This window comes from Pseudobacteriovorax antillogorgiicola (assembly GCF_900177345.1).
Taxonomy (GTDB): domain Bacteria; phylum Bdellovibrionota_B; class Oligoflexia; order Oligoflexales; family Oligoflexaceae; genus Pseudobacteriovorax; species Pseudobacteriovorax antillogorgiicola.
Genome location: NZ_FWZT01000022.1, coordinates 65,835 through 84,986, shown reverse-complemented (window position 1 = coordinate 84,986; position 19,152 = coordinate 65,835). Strand labels below are relative to the sequence as shown.

The 19,152-nt window shown below is 45.2% G+C and carries 15 protein-coding genes; 8 read left to right on the top strand and 7 right to left on the bottom strand.

The window, feature by feature from the left end; genetic code table 11:
* Positions 1 to 59 precede the first annotated feature (59 nt).
* Positions 60 to 617, top strand: coding sequence for an outer membrane beta-barrel protein (locus B9N89_RS23790; protein WP_132323405.1), 558 nt, complete (start codon positions 60 to 62; stop codon positions 615 to 617).
* Positions 618 to 739: 122 nt separating this feature from the next.
* On the top strand, positions 740 to 1,177 hold the full coding sequence (locus B9N89_RS23785) for a c-type cytochrome biogenesis protein CcmI/CycH (RefSeq protein WP_132323403.1): 438 nt from the start codon (positions 740 to 742) through the stop codon (positions 1,175 to 1,177).
* A 32-nt stretch (positions 1,178 to 1,209) separates the two neighbouring features.
* Here B9N89_RS23785 and B9N89_RS23780 read toward each other — a convergent pair whose 3' ends face one another.
* Positions 1,210 to 3,498 carry a DUF427 domain-containing protein gene (locus B9N89_RS23780; RefSeq protein ID WP_132323401.1) on the bottom strand — a complete coding sequence of 763 codons (2,289 nt, stop codon included), beginning with the start codon at positions 3,496 to 3,498 and terminating at the stop codon, positions 1,210 to 1,212.
* Positions 3,499 to 3,663: 165 nt separating this feature from the next.
* On the opposite strand from B9N89_RS23780, the gene B9N89_RS23775 reads away from it, so the two are divergent.
* Positions 3,664 to 4,434 carry an exonuclease/endonuclease/phosphatase family protein gene (locus B9N89_RS23775; RefSeq protein WP_132323399.1) on the top strand — a complete coding sequence of 257 codons (771 nt, stop codon included), beginning with the start codon at positions 3,664 to 3,666 and terminating at the stop codon, positions 4,432 to 4,434.
* Positions 4,435 to 4,460: 26 nt separating this feature from the next.
* On the opposite strand, the gene B9N89_RS23770 is transcribed toward B9N89_RS23775, so the two are convergent.
* Complete coding sequence (locus B9N89_RS23770; protein ID WP_159455599.1) at positions 4,461 to 5,315, bottom strand: glycoside hydrolase family 16 protein; 855 nt, start codon at positions 5,313 to 5,315, stop codon at positions 4,461 to 4,463.
* A gap of 290 nt (positions 5,316 to 5,605) precedes the next feature.
* Between B9N89_RS23770 and B9N89_RS23765 the strand changes: the two genes are divergently transcribed.
* The 4 genes from B9N89_RS23765 to B9N89_RS23750 all read left to right on the top strand — a co-directional run bounded on the left by B9N89_RS23765 (position 5,606) and on the right by B9N89_RS23750 (position 9,554).
* On the top strand, positions 5,606 to 6,943 hold the full coding sequence (locus B9N89_RS23765; RefSeq protein WP_132323395.1) for an MATE family efflux transporter: 1,338 nt from the start codon (positions 5,606 to 5,608) through the stop codon (positions 6,941 to 6,943).
* A gap of 88 nt (positions 6,944 to 7,031) precedes the next feature.
* Positions 7,032 to 7,481 (top strand): response regulator, encoded by a 450-nt coding sequence (locus tag B9N89_RS23760; RefSeq protein WP_132323393.1) that lies wholly within the window; start codon positions 7,032 to 7,034, stop codon positions 7,479 to 7,481.
* A gap of 412 nt (positions 7,482 to 7,893) precedes the next feature.
* A complete protein-coding gene (locus B9N89_RS23755) occupies positions 7,894 to 8,475 on the top strand; it encodes a penicillin-insensitive murein endopeptidase (protein WP_132323391.1) in 582 nt (193 codons plus the stop codon).
* Between the two features lie 14 nt (positions 8,476 to 8,489).
* Positions 8,490 to 9,554: a HEAT repeat domain-containing protein gene (locus B9N89_RS23750; protein WP_132323389.1), complete on the top strand. Its 1,065-nt coding sequence runs from the start codon at positions 8,490 to 8,492 to the stop codon at positions 9,552 to 9,554.
* A 62-nt stretch (positions 9,555 to 9,616) separates the two neighbouring features.
* Here B9N89_RS23750 and B9N89_RS23745 read toward each other — a convergent pair whose 3' ends face one another.
* Both B9N89_RS23745 and B9N89_RS23740 read right to left on the bottom strand, forming a co-directional pair.
* The gene (locus B9N89_RS23745) at positions 9,617 to 11,509 is read right to left on the bottom strand and encodes a hypothetical protein (protein WP_132323387.1); all 1,893 of its coding nucleotides are present in this window, start codon (positions 11,507 to 11,509) and stop codon (positions 9,617 to 9,619) included.
* 266 nt (positions 11,510 to 11,775) lie between these two features.
* Positions 11,776 to 12,549 (bottom strand): hypothetical protein, encoded by a 774-nt coding sequence (locus B9N89_RS23740; protein WP_132323385.1) that lies wholly within the window; start codon positions 12,547 to 12,549, stop codon positions 11,776 to 11,778.
* Between the two features lie 734 nt (positions 12,550 to 13,283).
* Here B9N89_RS23740 and B9N89_RS23735 point away from each other — a divergent pair.
* A complete protein-coding gene (locus B9N89_RS23735; RefSeq protein ID WP_132323383.1) occupies positions 13,284 to 15,398 on the top strand; it encodes a glycoside hydrolase family protein in 2,115 nt (704 codons plus the stop codon).
* 173 nt (positions 15,399 to 15,571) lie between these two features.
* On the opposite strand, the gene B9N89_RS23730 is transcribed toward B9N89_RS23735, so the two are convergent.
* Genes B9N89_RS23730 through B9N89_RS23720 form a run of 3 tightly spaced genes read right to left on the bottom strand, consistent with a single transcriptional unit; the run spans position 15,572 to position 18,997 of the window.
* Positions 15,572 to 16,375, bottom strand: coding sequence for a lysylphosphatidylglycerol synthase transmembrane domain-containing protein (locus tag B9N89_RS23730; RefSeq protein ID WP_234996155.1), 804 nt, complete (start codon positions 16,373 to 16,375; stop codon positions 15,572 to 15,574).
* Positions 16,338 to 17,378 (bottom strand): glycosyltransferase family 2 protein, encoded by a 1,041-nt coding sequence (locus B9N89_RS23725; protein ID WP_132323379.1) that lies wholly within the window; start codon positions 17,376 to 17,378, stop codon positions 16,338 to 16,340. The genes B9N89_RS23730 and B9N89_RS23725 overlap by 38 nt, the downstream gene beginning before the upstream one ends.
* Positions 17,375 to 18,997, bottom strand: a complete 1,623-nt coding sequence (locus B9N89_RS23720) for an ArnT family glycosyltransferase (RefSeq protein ID WP_132323377.1) — start codon at positions 18,995 to 18,997, stop codon at positions 17,375 to 17,377. The genes B9N89_RS23725 and B9N89_RS23720 overlap by 4 nt, the downstream gene beginning before the upstream one ends.
* Positions 18,998 to 19,152 lie beyond the last annotated feature (155 nt).

The following is a 19,152-nucleotide window of genomic DNA, read 5'->3' as shown; positions in this document are numbered from 1 at the left end:
TTTCCTTGCCAATTTGCGTATGACAAATTGTTGCAATAACTTTTTGAACAGGTGACTAAATGAAATTACAAGCATGGATCCTACTCGGCGGACTTGCGGTTAGTGCAAGCCCCTCATTAAGTAAAGAGAAAGTTGGCGAAATCTGGGATACTGATCGTATCCAACGCCGTGTTGAAGCGCGAAACTATAGCTTCTTCTCTTTCGGACCCAACGCCATGAACAACATGGGAGTCGACGATGGTGGTGTTAGCGTGACTTATGGTCACATCTGGGAAACGACTCCCTATGCAGCCATTAAGTTAGGTGCAGAAGGTGCTTTCTACTTTGGTGATGAGAATGCATCGATTGCAGCTGGAACCTTAGGTGCAAACTTCTATCTCACTCCTACTGAAGTTTCTCCCTATGTTGGTTTTGACCTTGGATACGGTGCAGCCGCCACCGACGTGGAAGGCATCGACAATGTTTCAGGTTGGGCTGGTGGTGCCACTGTTGGTGTCGCATTGTTCCGTACTTCCAGCGTTCAAATGCATATCACTGCTCGGTACTTGCAGATTTTCACAGATAATAAAAAAGGTCAGCCTAGCCAGGGGACTTTGGGCCTTGGGGTTGCGTTTTAATGTTGAACCCTGCGTGATTTGGAGGCCTCTAGCCTCCGATCGGCCACGCTTAATTTCATTTGAACCGCGACCTCTCATCTTTTAGAATAAGCCATCAGATTTTCAACGAAGATGGAGAGTCAGTGAAAACTACATTGCGTGCGCTATCTGTACTTATCAGCACCTTCTGTATTGTCAGCCCTGCCTTTGGAAACCAGCCTCTAGCCTCTGGCACTGTTGTTCTCGATAAAAGCTTAGAAGCGAAGGCAAAGGGTATCAGAACCCTGTTTCTTGTAATTTATAATCCGGAAAGTAAGATGCCCATGCCCTACGGGGCAAAGAAAGTTGCGCTAAAGTCCGATGCCAAGGGTAAGTTTCATAACTTTCAATTAGACATGGGTAGTATCAGCCTGATGCCTGCGGCAAAGATGGGAGGCAAGCTCCAGACCATGCGGATCAAGGCTCGCTTGGATAAGGATGGCTCTGCCGGTCGTGATCAGCCTGGAGACATCTATGGCGAAGTGAGTAAAGTCGCAGTGGGTGCTAAGAATGTGACAATTACACTCAATAAAATGAAATAGATCGATGCTTGTGTTCGAAGCGTCAACAGCCCCTAGGCTACTTTTCCAAGCTTGCGATCCGCTCCTCCAGGGATCGTGATCGTAAAGCGGGTTCCTTTTCCTGTCTTTGAGTCGAGTTCGATACGACCGCCAAGTTCCTCAATAAAGGTCTTGACCGCATCCATGCCCACACCTCTCCCTGAAACATCAGAGACCTCATCCTTAGCAGAAAGATTCGCAGCGAAGATGAGCTGAAAACGATCCTTGTCTTGAGCCTGATCAAATCGTTCTTGGCTCCAGTAGCCACTTCTAAGGGCTTTTTCTGCTAGCTTTTGGCCGTTGATGCCTGCGCCATCATCCGAGATCGTCAGAGTGAGACTATTATCTGTTGAGCTTCGCTTCGTAGAAATGTGAATCACCCCTTGGGCAGGCTTACCCCGCTCCAGGCGGATTGCCTGCTCTTCTATTCCGTGGTCAAAGCCGTTGCGGAACATGTGGATGAGAGCACCATCAAGTTTTTGAATCTCTTCGTAAGTAAGTTCGCAACTTTCGGGGCTGAAATTGACCCTTACCGATTTCTCAGGAAAACGCTTGTTAAGCTGCTCCATATAATCCACATATTTGGCAAACACTTCAGCAGGTGAATATTGGAAAAGGCTGCTCACTAAATTCTGAAGTTGTTGGTCCTGCAAAGACTCACTATAGGCCTCAATCTTTGCTAGCTTGCTTCTTTCGATCGCCACATGGTCCTGGCCTTGGTTAAGACCTAAAACTGCGAGAATATCGCATATTTGATCAGACCACATGGCATAAATCTTTTGCCAATGATCACTCACTTCTGTGGGGGCTGATTGCAACTCTCCATCTTCAATTTTATCTTCTAGACTGTGAATTTGAGCGGCAACAGCAGAAAATTCATATGTTCCCACCGAGCCTTTGAGAGTATGCAGATCTCGTTTGAGTTGGGAAAGATCACTGGTATCCTTGATCTGCTGATCTGCCCGTTCAAAAAAAGCTGATGATTCTCTATAAAACCCTTGGAACGCTTCCTGGTTGGCAGCTGCTTTCGATATTTTCTTGATTCTCTCTGCTTGGTATCGAACCTCTCTCTCGTTGCGAAGCTGCTCTGTGACATCTGAAACCAGCACAATAACTTTATCGAGTTTTTCGGCCATGCTATAGACCGGGCGGTATTCAAAGGTGATGTCTCGCTGCCGACCATCCACTGTTATGACAGACTTGCTCGGTAGCATGGAAATCGTCGACGAGAAGTCGCTAAAGAAGCCATCATCTTCATCTTGCCATAGAAGTTGCAAGCAAGTGGAGACGTTTTCGGCTTTGACTTTACTGTAGCGACTGGCAAAGTCATGGATACTTTTATAGGACTTGCTGTTTGGAAGAATAGTCTCTAAAATTTGCGATCGTTCTGGTGCTACTTGACCCTTGGAGTCAAAGAAGAAAAGTCCTGTTTTCAAACCATCGAGCAAGCTCTTACGGTTGGCCTCAGCAGCAGCGAGTGACTGGGAAAGCTCGACTTCATGTGTGATGTTGACTAATTCTCCTTGAACACCCTGAAGAGATTCCAAGTCACCATGCTTGGTGATGGCAACATCAAGAGTGTAGTAGGTCCATTGACTATCCTTTTTTGTGCGGATTTTGGGAATCCGAACCCAACCATGAGACTTTAGAGTTTCAAAAAATTCTTCGTGCTTCGGTCCATCGATGATCTCAAAGGCATCCAGGAATTGGGCGAGGGTTTGCCCTTGAAAATCGGGTAGATGATTGAGTGCCCACTCAAAAGTAGGGTTGATGGCATTAATCTCACCTTTATGGTTGGCGTGGAAACAAAGGTTGTTCGAGTTTTGGAAATTGAAGAAACTTAGCTCTTCCACGAAGTCTAGTGGTAAGGTGGAAAATAGCGCATCACCCCCTAAATTGGATAGAAAGGTGCGGACTTTATCGAAAATGGCTCTATGGTCACCATCGTTTGCGAGGCTTTCTGAGAATTGTTTGGTTACAATCGCGATACGTTGGCTACGCTCTTCTTCCGTTTCCTTGACAATATCAACGCCTTTCCAGAAGGCATAGTAATTCTTGATCCGGCTAGCTTCTTCTGTGGGAGTGGGATACGTCCAAGCACAATCTTCTAGAGTCTTATCTCCGACTTTTAAGGAAAAATAGGCAGCCTCCCCTTTCCAGGGACAATGAGTTCTTGTTTCACTAGGCTGGAGGTATTCGGTCTGAATGGCCTTTGCAGGAAAGTAATAATTGCCCTCAACGACTATAGGGTCATTAGTTTCTGCAACTATGACTCCTTCCCAAACTGCGCGGATGGATTTCATGTGTGCTTCGCCTTTCGTTTGATTATGCCACTGGGGAACGTTTCGGATGGTGTTCCGCTCCAGTTTCTTACTTAGGCGAATGATTCCTTGGGATCTTCAAGAGATCTTAACACTAAGATCATGTTGATTTGATGATTGATATTTATGGTTATCGTGGGAGGGCTTATGAAAAGTTTTTTCTTAATCATGCTCGCTATAATAGCTCAGCATCCAAACGAACTCAATGCTGAGAGTCGATGTGCCAAAGAAGGTAGAATCACTCTTTTGTCGTACAATATTCGCCATGACGAGCACTGGTCTGATCTTACCAATCACTGGCGGTTTCGTCGAGCTGATGTTGCGAGTCTTATCTCACGCACTTCTGCTGATGTGGTGGGCCTTCATGATGCAAGTGCGGAGCAACTCGCCTATCTCGCTGATGCTCTGCCGGAGTATGCACGAATCTCAGAACAATCGTCGTTTTTGGTAAAAACAGTGGAGCGTTCTGTGATAAAGATTCTTGAAGATCAAGTTTCTTTAGCAGTTCGAAAAGATCATTACACGCCCCTTTATGTAACGTTCGATACAAGCTTTGCTCAGCAAGCACCTCACACGCTAGTGCTTAGTAGTCTTGCGGGGAACCTCCATTCAGACAGTGTTCATCATGCCCTAAAAGCTTGGGAAGAGGCTGGCTTGCTACCAAGTTGGAAAATTTTGGGCAAGCGCCAGCCTGATTCGACTGTCAACCAATGGTGGGGCCTGAAGCGTCACCAATCCCGTGTGCTTGACTTTGTTCTCAGTAATCACCCAGGTCTAGTTCAAGAGAGTCAGGTGATTACTGAGAAAGTTTCTGGTCGCTATCCATCAAATCGCTTCCCCCTTAGGGTCGAGGTTTGCCTGCTCCCCATGCAAGATCGTTTGGCGAAGGACATGGCTCTTGACGATCGAGAAGGATAAGCACAGTGAATCTTACCTAGAATCAACTAGTTCCATACGATGGGGCCACCGAAGTCTCCTCCGATAGCTACATTTAAGATCGTATGATAGCTTTGATCCACAAATGAGTTCCAGCTCACGGCTCTGATAAACTTACCATCGATGAAGATTTTAACTTCGCCACCATAAAACTCTAGCCGGTAAGTGTGCCATTCATAGGCGGATACAAAGGGGTCATAGCGGTTGTATCGAGGGCGACCACAGCCATCGCCATCAATGAAGTTGGTAACAATTCTATTGGATGCTACGCGGCTTTCATTGGCGACAAATTCAAAAATATCCATTTCTCTGGCTCCGTAAGTGGGCCAACAGCTAAATTGAGTGGAACTGTAGAGTCGTGATCCAAGAACCCAAAATGCCGGCCAAACCCCACGAGCACCGCCACCGCTCCAAAAAACTAATCTTGCCTCCCAAGCGCCGTTTACCCGATCAATTTTATTATGGGAGCTTAGGCGCGCTGAGCTAAATGGTTTGGTCCTGCCATTGAAGGTACGATTCTCTTTTTGGACCTTCAGATTCAAAAAACCATCGGCTACCCAAAGATTGTCTTCGACGCCTTCTTCATCTACATACCACTGTTGTTCGTTATTGACCTCGGCATCTGTTCCAACTACAACATTCCAGACCTGACGATTTATTTTTTCGCCGTCGAATGGCTCGTACCAGGTAGTTTCCCAGTAGCCTGCACCATAAGGGTTGCCTACCCATTGCTCATGTTTCACATAGTCGACAGTCATCCCCGCATACGAGGGGGCATACCGCGCTTCTTGGGTTGACGCTGAAAAAGCGCTTGGCACGGGGCCGATCATCAGAATACCAATCCATAATCCCATTGTTTTCATCATGTAACTCCTTATTTTTGGAATGGCCATGATTTTTAAGGGGGCTTGGCAAAGGTTTCATAAATGAATGTTAAAGCTCGCGTTTTAGCGAAAGCCGCTGGGTGACGCCTTGCTGCCAGCCAGTAGAACTTACAGAACTCGTTGTAATTTTTAGACAAAATTAGTTCATTGGCACTAAGAGTTTTGGGTTTTGAGCCGACAGGAACTTGACTTCTTGTTTAGTTCAACTAAAGTCCGCATACGACGATTCAGCTTCATCTTGCAGCTGAGACTAACGAAGGACCTAGAGAATGGAATCTGCTGCTCGAATGAAAATCCTAAGCCTGACTTGGCCGATATTCTTGGAAACTTTGCTTCGCATGCTGTTTATGAATGTTGATGTCTTAATGCTCAGTAGCTATTCAGACCAAGCGGTCGCAGCTGTTGGGTTGATCAATCAGGTTGGGTTTTTCATTATTATCCTCCTGTCTATGGTATCAAACGGCGCTAGCGTGTTGATTGCCCAGCATCATGGTGCTGGCGAAACCGCCTCCGGTCGAAAAGTGATCAGCTCTGCTGTACAGATGATTTTAGGTTTCTCGCTTCTCATCAGTCTAGGTACTTACTTTCTAGCGAGGCCTGTTGTTGGGCTATATCAGCTTGAAGCAGAAGTGATGGCTTATGCGGTAGAGTACCTTGAAATCTATGCCCTGTTTACCTTTGGGCTGGGACTCAATGTTTGTTTTGGGGCAATTTTAAAATCCTATGGCTTCACTAAGGAAGCGATGTATGTGAATCTTTTTGCCAATGGGCTTAACGTGCTGGGTAATTATCTGACCTTGTTCGGGCCTTTTGGTTTGCCTGTTTTGGGAGTGCAAGGAGTTGCCTATTCCACTGTTATTAGCCAAAGTTTGGCAGGGGTTATGTTGCTGACCTTAGTGTTGCGCAAAAAGGATCTCCCTTGGGAGCTACGCGACATAACTTCATGGAGTCGTGAGCACAGCCGGCGAATCCTGGCGATCGGTATTCCCTCTGCAGGGGAGGTCCTATCTTACAACCTCACCCAAATTGTGATTCTCTATTTCATCTCGCAGATGGGTACTGCAAGTCTTTCTGCATACTCCTATGCCATTGGCGTGATGAGATTGATTTTTCTTACCGCAGTCTCCATTGGCCAGGCTCTGGTGATTCTAGTTGGCTATCATGTAGGCGCTGGTCGTACAAAGGAAGCATATCATAGTGTAAATCGTTGCTTTGGGCTTTCTTTTGGAGTGTCCTTAGCCTTGGCTGGGATTGTTGCCTTGCTGAGAGATCCGATTATCGCGATATTTACGGAAGATCCAGAAACGGCGCATATGACTAGCGTGCTTCTGATCTGGGCCATTGTCTTAGAACCAGGAAGAACACTGAACTTGATTTTCATCAATGGGCTACGGGGAGCTGGAGACGTTCAGTTTCCAGTGAAAATCGGCATCCTTTGCATGTGGGGGATCGCAGTAGTTAATTCTTACCTTCTAGGAATCGTTGCTGGAATTGGGATCCTAGGCGTTTGGATTGCCTTTTCCATGGACGAGTGGATTCGAGGGCTTGTTATGATGAGACGATGGCGCCAGCGAGGCTGGGAAACCAATCGACTCACCACACATTAAGGGGAGCCTAAAACTTATCCTGGATTTGTATTGATCTTTCTTCCTAAGGTTGACGAAGAGAGACAAGCGAACCTAGAGGGAGTGCCTTATGTATCATGATAATATCGTCTTCGCAGGGAATGAAACTGAAACAATTCAGCAATCGTTTCATAGAACTGGACCTTTAGTTGTGGTGGACGATGATCTAGCCCAACAAAAAATTGTGGAGAACTGCTACAAAAAATCAAAGAGCAAGGTAGACCTTGAATTCTTTAGAAGTGGAGAGGAATTTATAGCCTGGCTTTGCTCCCCTGGAGCAGAAGGGCGGTCTCCAAAAATGGTCCTGCTGGACATTAATATGCCAGGTTTAGATGGCTTCGATGTCTTAAATGAGTTGAAGCAACGGGATATCCTTTGTGAAATTCCAACTATTGTCATGCTCAGCACCTCAAATTCCAAGGAAGATATCGAAAAATCTCTTGATCTTGGCGCCGATGCTTTCTGGCCAAAGCCCATGTCTCTGGTGGAATATGTGGATTTTTTCAAGAGCTTGGATTGATTTTCGCCAGATACTTGGGGCTGTTGACGTTTTGAATAAAGCATCAGATATGCCTTGATAGGTACAATCCGATATCGCTCGTCGTCACCCTATTGCCGATATGTCTCTTCCTCGCTCCTAGGCTGGCTTTCATCCAGACAGACCAGCTATCTGTCGAAACATCAATAGTCTCTAAATATCGATTCTCTTACTATCTATCCGAAGATTTTAGCTTATCACATCCAGGGGCTGGAACTCTGTGGAGTTTTAGTCTTCTCACAATGCTGTTGTTACAGGTTCTTCTTGACCGGTAGTATCCAGATGTAGTACAGGTGGGGTCTTCAGTAGATCGGCCCGTTGATTCTTCGTTTTTTGCGCCCTCTCTTTGCCCGCAGATAAATCTAAAAATTAAAGCACAAATGAGGAGCTACCTATGAAGCTTAAACTATTAGGCATGATTCTTTTGATACTCAATGTTTCCTGCGGCTCGTCAGAGAGCGATTCCACAGATGATCAGTATTATTCCTTTATCCAACTTCCGAGTGCTGGTTTGGGTTACTACACGATGACCACATCTGACAAGCTCTACGGCGATCCGAGCCTTATCATGGGTCTTCAACAAGCGGGCCAGAGATGGCACTCCTCTGGTAATGCCAGATCTTTCGGTCGCATGGGAATCAACGATATCTCTTACTTCGACGGATCCCCTGTTCCAGGTCATTCATCACATCGAACCGGTAAAGATGTGGATATGCGCCCTGTGCGGGGTGATGGTCAAGAGCGTGCTGTTACAGTAGATTCAGCAGCATATTCTTCAAGACTTAATGCAACTTTAATTCGTCGATATCTTGATCCAAACTTGGGAGTTCGTATCATTCTGTTCAACGATCCTGAGATCTTTGGCAGTCGACAGAACACTACATCGTGCCCATTTCCTTACCGCTCTGGCCTACAGCTTAACTATGTCAAGTGCTGGGTTGGGCATCACAACCATTTGCATGTCTCTGTGCGCTAAAACAGGATTCGGCTATGACTAAGCGGGTACTGATCATTGGTTTCAGTTTACTATTGACCTGTGGGTTGATCTTCTTATGGCTCTACGGAGATCTGTTGGAAGCATTGCCAAGGCTTCACAATGATATCCTTATGCCTATGACTCTCACGAATGAGCCTGATCAAACCTCCAGTGATAATAAGTCCGCAAGTCCTGAGAGCTCAGAGAAGCCACAGGGTAAGTCGTTCCATCAAAAGCTAGACTCTCAGAAGACGCTCAGGAGGAATCGTCAGCTTGACTCTGCGCCTAATAGCGCTTCTAGGATTCCAGATAACGATCAAGATATGGCTAATTTTAAGGGAATCATTGCATCTTTGTCCGAGCTGGAGCGGCCTGCAAGCAGCGATTTGTATGAACGCTTCGAAAGTCTATTTTTAGACAACATTCAGCACGATGATACCAAGCTCTCCGAAGTGCTGAATTACCTAGTAGAGCAGCTAGGATCTTCAGAAGCTGATGTGTTGATTCCCCTTGTGGGACGTGCTAGCAACCCACAGGTAGAAAGCTTTGCGATCAAGCAGGTAGAGGTTGGAGCAGGCGATGAAGCAGTTTTAGGTTTAGAACTGCTAACTAGAGTCGGCACTGGTAGCGATGAGCATCTAGAAACGGTCTTATCTGTCCTTGAGAATTCTGGCGATAAGGAGGTTCTCAGACAAGGCTTTTATGCACTTCCTCAAAGGGAAATCGTGGGACGAGACCGTGAAAGGCTGGTACAAGTTTCGGCAAACTATGCCATGGATCGTGATGTTAGGCTAAGGAGGAGGGCTGTGGAAACCCTTGGCCGCTGGGTCCAGGATCACCAGCGCTTCCTGTTGGTGCTAGAAAACTTGGATGCTGATTGGGCGATTGTTCGTCTTGCAGCTGTGAACGGTGTTTTAGGCCATGGCGAATGGCTCGACTCAGAGGCGATCGAAAAGCTTTTTCGAATAGCAGAGACTGACCCAGCGCGATTCGTTCGTCAGCAAGCTTCTAAGGCTCTTGAAGGCTTGGCTCTTACACCAACTCAAAGGGAGAAGCTAGAGTCTATACAGAATCGTTAGTCTGCACTATTCGCTCTTTGAGCCAGTCCATGCCGTTTTCTGCAAACCCTCTTAAGCAAAGTCTATGGTTGCGTGCAGTTGTCTTCCGAATCAAAAACAAAATCGCTATTAATTTGCCAGTAAGACTTTTGATGGGGGCCACATAGCTTGGGGTTTTGTTTGACTGTGATTATACCTAAAGAGCTATACCTATTGTCTCCTAATAGTTCAATTAGTCTAGAATTGTTTAGTGCTTCGAGTTTGAAGATATAGCTTAGCTTAGGTAATGAAAGTGAAACTAATTTTTGGTTTTCAGCAACAATAAAATCTCTAAATATAGTTTCGAGTGATTCGAGACCACTAAATCGAGTGAGCGATGAATTTCTTGATATCAGTAGAACTTCAAGCGCCTTAAGGTTCGGAATACTGAGATCTTTGAAGCTTTCGTTGTCCGCTAGCTCGATTTCAATGGACTTGTCGAGTATAGGGAATTTTGCCGAAACTAATCCTACATTACCAGAAACTTTTATCTTCGGAACACTCTTTAAATTAGGGAAATTGAAGTTCGTAACTTGATCATGTTGCGTGATATGTAACTCTTGACCGATCGATTCGAGCTGTTCGATTCCCTCTAAACTTTTAAGAGCCATATTGTAAGTTACTTCAATTTTTCCACCAATAGACTTTATTTGGTCCAGTCCTTTCAAAGACTCCAAAGTAAAATTAGATGAAATCGTGACATTGTTGAGAACTTCTTCAAGGCTTGAAAAAATACTCAAGTCTTTCTCGCCATAGAATGATGAGAAGATCTCAAGGCTGGTTACGGAACGGAGGTTTTTGAATAGGTCCCGGTTGCTGGTGGAAACTCCAGTTAAAAATAGCTTCCCCTGAATCGATATGACCTGTTCAAGCTTCCAGCTTGGATTTCCACCTCCGAAGGATCCCAAGTTTACTGGCCCTTTGATATCCGTGCAATATTGGTCAGTGGCTTCTAACTCTTCATAGGTACATTTTTTGCGTACAATATAGTGTTCCGAGGATTCAATGCTTTCATTGCCAAAGATATCCTGCCCCCTATACTTCACGCGACCCCAGCCGTTCTCGATGGTCTTAGGATCAAAGGGGTCGAAATCTTGCCATTCACAAGTTCGTAATTCTTCAGGAACTAAATAGTCCTCGATGCAGTATTCTATATTCATCGTTTCAAGAGGGCGATTTGTAGAAAAACCAATTTTGTAGTTAGGGTTGATTTCGCGTACCATAATTCCATTATAGGTAAGACTTGGAGAGAAGTACTTGAAGTCGACATCAAGGGATGGCATGCTGCTGTTGAAGTCAACATCGAAGCTATCTTGTTTTACGATTCCAAAAGAATCTTGACTCAAAATGTGAATACGAAAGCTGCCTTCCCATTCGGGTTGCACCTGCACGTTGTTGCTAAATTCTTCAAGTTCGCTGTTTTGCCAAAGTGGCTCTTCCTGACAAGAGTCAGAGCCAAGTCTTTCGAGGCAATATCTAGTTTCGACGGTAAAAGGGCCGTTTAAAAATGGGATGGTTTCGCCAGCTTTAAAGTGTCGTCTTGGAGAATTCAAAGTTATGCGATCATCTGAATTATAAACTTCAAAAAGGATTTCCTTTTTTGAAGAGCGATATCTGCTAAAGGCTTTTTGCTCTGGTAAAATCAGTAGAGATTCATTTTCTAACTTTACCTGATTAATTCTGAAGGTATTGATGCAACCAGAAGGGCTAATGGAAACTCTTTTAGGTGTACCGTCGATAAGTATTTGAGTTGATTTGAATTTAGAAATATCAAGAATTTCGAAGAGATTTGTTGGTGTATAGTGGGTTGGTTCAGCCCCATCAGGAAGCTTACAGGTCAACTGTTTCTGATTCAGTTGATTACTTGCCTTCTTTACTCCACAGTGGCTGATAAACATTGCTAGTAATAGGCATATCAGAAAGGGGCTTGATTTCATCCAAAACTCCATGGGACAGTGAGGGCGACAATTTAGCATAAAGTACTGGCGAATTCAATATATGTAAGTATCTAAAAATATTTGATAACTACTTAAATGACGCCCTTTCATCGAGGCAGAACTACTTTCAGAAATAGACATGAACCCATCATACCCTTGCAAATCAATCAGCTGTTCAGACTGAAGCGAAATAATTTGTATCAGGATACCTGACACCAAGAAACTCATAAGGCGTCAGTGGCGAGATTCGATTTTTTCTAGGTCAACTACTTAAGAGCGCGCTCAATCAGTAGCGGACAGATGTCAGAGTTCAAACGCAAATCCTCAAGAAATCTCGAAAAGTAATAGAATTCATAATCTTCCGCAGACCTTATAGAAGAAAAGGCAGACTCTTTTGCCTTTCCAGTTAAGCCCCAAGTCAGCTCATAAAGGGAGTCCATCTTATCCATCTGCGAATGATGCAAAACCGATTTAACCTCAGAATCACCATGTGCAAGCTGATGAAGCATCAAGAACCCGAGTAAACTATTAAGTGACTCTTCCCCAGCAAAAAAACCTTGATGAGACAGCGCCGAGTAGTAGGTCTCCCCAGAGCGATCAATTTCATCCTTCCTTAGTTCAAGGATGAGTTCATTTGCTGCATCGAAGCCGAGCAGTTCGAGAAGTTGAGCTGCCAGGTAGTGGTACTGCGTACCAGCCAGAGTGGGCCCAACTAAGTTCCGGTGCGTCTTCCCAACTTCATCCGCTAAGGCATCCTCCTGAGCTTGTGCAAAACCTTTCCACAGTTTTTCAAACGCAGTTTTCGAGCAAATTTGATCGAACAGATAAGCCGATTCATACTTCGAATAATTAGCCTGCTCGGGATTGAGGCGTTTGAACAGGGAGTAGGAATGTCTAGCACTAATTTCCATCGTCAAGCCCAGCATATCGCCGCTAATGCGATTATTGTTTTGATTAAAGTAGTAGGTGTCGTAGCGATCATCATAGTCGACGACAAAATCAAACTTTGATAGACGAGGATTGTTCTTAGGATTACGCAAAACACTCTGCAGGCTTTCATATTCCTCTCGCAGAACCTGAGCTTCTCCATTCGCCCCGTCTCCTATGGCTCCAAGCCATTCCGGGTAAGCTCCCCAAATCGGTCGAGCAGGGTTCCCATGGCAGCGGCTACAGGTGCTGGTGGTATCAAAGAAGGTTGGAGACTCCTCTTTGAAGTTTCCTAGGAAGAACTTCCAGCGGTAATCACTCTGATCGAAAAAAGCGACTTCGACCTCATCGATGGCAGGATCCTCCGGATGCGTTGAGACACCAGTTTGATCGCTGAGCGATGTTTTTTTGGACCTTTGTTGACAAACCTTTAGTCTCGCTACATCGGGCCTTGGTTACTGATGTTCAAGCCAAGTTAAGTTTTTGAAGGCGGCGGCTTAGATCTTCTAAAGGAAACAACCCACGACACCGCCTTGATCCCCAAGGATTGAACTGCATAGTCCCACGATTACCGCGAAGTTTTGACGGTTTGCTTCGAAGCAATTACCTGTGGGTGAGACCACTAGTTCAGGAATGCGAATTGCTTATAGCTGCTCGAAGAGGTTATGACCTCCAGAAAAAATAGTGTGCCAAATTTAAATATTCATACTGTAAATTCTTGATAATATATCACATTCTAAATACACGTCGGAGCTGCTGCAATAGTTTATAGACTGCTTTGTCTTTCATTCGAAGATTTCGAACTTTCCCGCAATAGCTACTACAAGCACTTACTGAGGAAACTTATATGACTAGAATTCTTGCTTTCTTAACTTTTATGATAGTCGGGCGAGGCTATGCTCTTTCTGACAAGCAATTTAAGTACTCTACAAATGGTCCTGTTTTGGAGCATACTGAATCTTATGAGTACTCCTACGCCCCAAGCTTTCTCTATGACCCAGTTGATAAGAAGTACAAAGTGTGGACTTGCTACGCTCGAGAAGGAATGGAAGGAGACTATGTATCATATCAAGAAGCCGACACTATAGAAACTCTATATAAAAACTGGGAGCAGAATAGAAAAGTTGTTTTCAGAGGTTCTGGCATTGATAACTCTCATGACCGTGAGCATACTTGTGATCCTAATATTTTAGAGGTAGATGGCAAGTTTTATCTCTACTATGGAGGGCTGACAAACAGTAATGTGCAGGTCTATGGCGGAGACTATACACAAGTAGGTGTAGCTGTTTCCTCAGATAGAGGAAAATCTTTCAAACGAGTTCACAATGGGCAATCAATCTTAGAAGTAAACACAGAGAAAAAAGCTGGCTCTAGTGAAAACGAAGATAAGTATGATGGTGGCTACGGGCTCGGGCAACCAGCAGTTATCAAACACCCGGAAGATGGGCTCTACTACATGTTCTACACATTGGTAGATCCTCCAAAAGAAAGCATCATTAAAGTGATTCGGTCGTCAGACCCAACTTTTCCTCGAGGTAATCAAGAGCTGTTGAGGAAGTATCAAGGTCATGAGTTCGGAGGGGTAAGTATCGACGCTGCAATTGATCCTGAAACAAAGGAAATATTGATAATTGTAAACAATACTGACGGCAATCTAATATATCGATTGGATAACGAACTTAATATTATTGGCTTATTTAACTTCGAGTTTCCTGAGAAAACTCCATTTGGAGAGGGTATTTCTGCTCTCACTGATCCAAAAAAGAATCTAATTTTAAATCATAGGACTGGGCATAAGGCTATAACATTTGTAGGAGCTGAAGGGGATGTAGCTTCCCCCTATGAGAATATTAGACATGTTGCTAAAGGTCTATACTTCCATGAGTTTATTGTCGAGAGCGAGTCTAGAGATCTTCCCAATGTTGTAATCAAGAATAATAGAAATGACTGTCCATCTTCGTATCAGCGTGTTGCTTGGATGGATGTTGTTTTTGGTACTGAGGGTTATGGGTTCGATCATGGCAAGGACTCATGGGCATTTTGTTCTCTGGGAACACGGTCTCAACCAAAAACAATGCTGAAGCATGCAAGTAATGACTGTCCAAGTGGTTATTCTCGTGTTGCATGGTTAGGAAGTGTAAAAGTTGGTGCGGATGGCTTTGACTATTTCGATGGAAATCAAAACTGGGCCCTTTGTAGCAAGGTAGAAAAGAAAGTCCCATTAACAGTTTTGAAGCATAGTACAAAAGACTGCCCTAAAGGGTATAATCGAGTGGCTTGGCTTGGAGGTGTTCACGCAGGGGCAGATGGTTTCACGTTTGAATCTGGTCCACAAAACTGGGCACTTTGTACCTTAAATGAGAAGTTCACTGCAGGGTGTACCAACCCAGCTGCAAGCAATTATAATTCACTTGCACAGGTCGACGATAAGAGTTGCATCGTTCCAGGTTGTACAAACTCTAGTGCAACTAACTATAACCCTCTTGCTACATCTGACAATGGTAGTTGCAAATTTTCTGCAGCTTTGATCAAGCATATATCACGATCGTGTCCGAGTGGGTATTCTGAGGTTGCAAGTATTTCAAACATTCATGCAGGTGCAGACGGCTATGGTTATGCACATGGACCACAAAATTGGAGAATCTGCTCGAGAAGCATAAGTGGGCGCTCGGCTGTACTTTTAAAACACTCAAGTAAAGACTGTTCAGACGGTTACGCTCGGGTAGCTTGGCTAGGATCGATTATAGCTAATGCAGACGGGTTTAGCTGGAGTAATGGCGGACAGGATTGGGCTCTCTGTTCACTATCTTATGGGGGGACAGCCCTGATAACTCTTAAGCATGCTTCGAATGATTGTGCATCTGGCTATCATAGAAATGCTTGGCTTGGCTCGATCCATGCTGGAGCAGATGGCTATGGTTATGCACACGGACCGCAAGATTGGGCGTTCTGCTCGAAATAGGGTGTTCGGAAGGCAATCTCAGCAACGAAGCAGATAAAATTCGAGTGCATAAGTTAATCTAAGCCTATGTCGCTGCGTAGTATCGGCTCTCGCAGCACTGGATCTCGCGTTTAAGCGGCTTGTGGCTTTCGTTCGAAACAAGGCCAAAGGCAGACCTTAAGTCCAAGCTCGCCCTACCCGCTAGAGTTGCTCAAAGGCTGAGGCCCGATTCTATATTCTGCTGCACCAAAAAGACCAAGCAGCGAACTAAGTCCAGCAATCACAAAGAGAGCGAAGGCCATGAGTACGGCTGTCTGCACGTTGATCCCAAGGTAGGCGGCAAGGCTGCCAGAAACAAGCTCACGGATGCCGATACCTCCTATAGTCAGGGGCAAGGTCGCGGCAACTGAGGATATAAGGAAGAGAGTGATATACGAAGTCACATCTTGGCTGTTTGGAAATGACAGGAGCGCGAAGTAGGCGCTTATAGCCTGCAAGCCTTGAACACCAATAGAATCACGAAGAGCTTGATAGCGGCTCATGGAAACGGTTGGGAATATTTTTCTTATGGCTAAGTCATAGGCGACGATGATTACTAGTATTCCTAAAATGAGCCAAAGCTCTTGGTGGAGGAACAGTGAAATGGGAGACAGAAGAAAGAATGCAGCAGCTAAGAGTATTAGCGCTAAAAGGCCTGAGCCTCGATCTAAAGCTAGGCTGGCAATCACCTGATGGGTCGAAAGGTGAGACGATCTTTTCAAGGTGAAGCCCTTGTAGCCATCGCCTCCAATATTACCAGGCAGGAGATTGGAATAGAGCATGCCTACATAGCAAAGGCGGAGGTGCTCACGAAGATCAAGTTTAAGTTCTAGCTGGTCTACGATGCGCTTCAGGCGAATGGCGCTCAGAGCCTTCGAGGCATTGAACACCACAAAGGCAAGGATTAGCAACCAAGCGTTGCTAGCTCGGAGTAAGTTTAGGATTTCTTGCCAGTCCAACTTCTGATGCAGAAGCCAGCATGCTAGACCAGTCAGTACTAGTTTCAGGAGTTTGGTAGCGATAGCTTTTTTCCTTGCCAAAGTAGACTCCACGGATCGTATAGGTACGCTTTTTTTGAGATTCGAAGTAGGTTCTCATTTGTACTTCCAAGAGCACTCCGAAAGATAGAAAATGCAAACCTGCTAAGAATAGTATGGCTCCCAGTATGAGTAAGGGGCGACCCCAAATATCTTGTCCCATCAGCCGAATAACAAGTAGATAAAGATTAATCAAAGTACCTGTTCCAGCACATAAGATGCCAAGAGGTCCGAATAGATGGATAGGGCGACGGAGGTAGCGCTGCATGAACACCATAAGAATCAAATCGCTCATGACCTTGGTGGTGCGACCCAAACCATATTTTGATTGACCGTGGAGACGGGGATGATGCTTGACATCCACCTCTAGGATTCTAGCTCCCTGTTGCTCTGCTAGTACGGGAATAAAGCGGTGAAGTTCGCCATAAAGACCAAGGTTCTTGGCGAATTCTCGACGAAATGCTTTTAGGGTACACCCTAGGTCATGAACAGTGACGTTCGTCAGACGGCGGATCAGATAGTTAGCCATCCGGCTGGGCAGCTTGCGAATCAAAAACCCATCTTTACGCTTAGCCCGCCGCCCCGCAACGATATCCCAGCGGCCACTATCCAGATGAGCTATCATTGCCGGAATATCGCTGGGGTCATTTTGTAGATCGCCATCGATTGTTGCAATGTATCGGCCAGATGCCAACTCGATGCCCGCTGCCATAGCTGCTGTTTGGCCAAAGTTTCGCGTTAGCTCAACAAGCTTCACCCGATCATGTGCGAGTTCGCGAACCAGCTCAGGAGTGCCATCTGAGGAGCCATCATCGACGAGAATCAGTTCATAGTCCCCTTGATTCATCGCTTGATGGACACATTCAATCAAGGCCTTTATGTTTTCTCGCTCGTTATAAATTGGTGCCACTACAGATATCTTCATCGTATCTCTCCGAGCTGATGGGGAGGTGTGTTTGAACCCGTCCATACGAGATGAAGCGGTTTATCTTGGAACAGGGTTTCGATAGTTGTAATTGAGTGCCAGTCGGGCTTCTCTACAAGGTGGTGATCGTAGACTATCAAGTAGCACTGTTGGCAAATTTTATTCGTGGGAGCCAAGATCTCCTGTCTTTCCCGAGAAATGTAGAATGTCGAACCATCTTGAAGCCAGGTGCCGTCGTATAAGTACAAGGGTGATCCCTGGGTGAGAGAACCCAGGGCTATTGCTTGATCTTTGAAGTGCTGGCGATCATAAGCCCGTGATGGCAGCATTAGGTGACTGTAACAGACTCTGCCTACTAAGAGGAGTGCAGCGAAGTATAGATACTTCTCAGGGCCTGGCTGCCGAAAGAATCCATAAAGCAGGATTCCTGAAGCTCCGCCATAGAGCAACGGTGCCCACAAAATCCCCTCAGGTGCGTTGCGACCTTGTTCAAATAGGGGAACAGCCACCATGGCCACTACAAGAATAGTACCTAAGCCGATCATGACCCTTGAAAGCCAGCCAAGTCCCCTTACTTGCAAACGATAGGCTTCCATCAAGCACCCTGTACTTACAGCGAAGAAAAAAGGGGCTAAGCTATGCAAATAGCGTGGGGTAACTTCAGGTGAAGTCCAGTAAACAGAAACATTCGCAAGAAAGGTGATGATGCAAAATCGAAAAAACGATTTTTGCCAGATGGCATCTCGAATAGGCTTATAAGCCAGAAGTAAGATGGGAAGATTCCATGGTAGAAAATTAATGAACATATCAATTGGAAAATACGCAATGTGTAACAAAGTTTGGCCAAGCCCAAAGCGTACCACCGTCCGTTTCGTGGATTCAGAGAGGATTGTCTGGAACATTAGTTCGGGGCTGACGTCGTTAATCAAGAAAAAGAAGCCATAGTAGACAGCTAGGATCAGCAGAAAAACGCTAGCTCCAAGGATATGATGTTTGGACCATAGGAAGCCGTATCGTCTCTTCAAAGCCATGTGATATACGAGCATTGTGATTCCAACGTACGCGGCGCCAGGCAAGCCTTTGATAAGGAAAGCCACAGCAGCTAAGCTATAGGCAATGAAATAGCCTTTGAGATCTCGATCCTTTTCTCCATAGTGGAAAATAGCTGCCATTGACATGAAGGCGAAGAAGGAAAAAGGGAAGTCAATCATCCCTAGAAAACTGTCGTAGTATAGTGTTCGTGCGTTGGTAGCAAGAGCTAGTGTAGTGATGATTGCTATTGCTGAGCCCGTTTGCAAGCGAACAAATCGATAGGCTAGGCCAAGGTAACAAGTGAGGGCAGCGATGGTTGATAGTCTTAGGTTCCACTCTGAAAAATCGCCTCCTAACCAGTAAAAAAACGCGACCCACCAGCTATAGAGTGCAGGCTTATTGAGATAGTAAATACCATTCAGCGTAGGAGTCATATATTTGCCACTCAGCATCATTTCCAAGCTGACGAGTGCTCTCCGAGGTTCGTCTGTATGGACAAATAAATGATGTTCTCCGAGGTTGATGAGGAGGGCAAGTGGCAACAGGAGAATGATTAAAACAAGCATTCGCTGGTGTTGAAGAGTCATAGAGCCTCATTTTTGGGAATCGAATTGAGGCCACTTTATCCCAGGCCCCTCATGGCTTAGATAAAAATTTGATGAATTTTTTTCTTTTCTTAACGTCAGTATTACGAACCTGAGAATGAAACGTTTGTATAGCAAAAAAGACTTTGGAAAAGACT